At 29.3% G+C, this 311-nt stretch carries 1 protein-coding gene; it reads right to left on the reverse strand.

Annotated features, from left to right (window positions below):
• Positions 1-311: AMP-binding protein (locus FE392_RS22595; RefSeq protein WP_319931924.1), on the reverse strand; the 311-nt coding region annotated here is incomplete at both ends.

The raw sequence follows: 311 nt of genomic DNA on the forward strand, positions 1-311 counted from the left end.
TACTCTTCTTAGCAAAAACAGCATTTTCTTTTATATTATGATTTTGAGAAATTTTACTTTGGATTTCTCCTAGTTCAATACGATGTCCTCTAATTTTTACTTGATCATCTTTCCGATGTAAAAACTCTATATTTCCATCCTCTAGCAACTTAACGATATCACCTGTTTTATATATATTAACTATAGGATTAAAAGGGTTCGGAATAAAAGCTTCAATTGTTTTATTAGGCTTATTAAAATACCCTTTTGCTAATCCCACTGAATCTATATATAATTCACCAGGTACACCAATTGGACAAAGATTCATATTC

It is taken from the genome of Xenorhabdus santafensis (genome assembly GCF_033949405.1).
Lineage (GTDB): Bacteria > Pseudomonadota > Gammaproteobacteria > Enterobacterales > Enterobacteriaceae > Xenorhabdus > Xenorhabdus santafensis.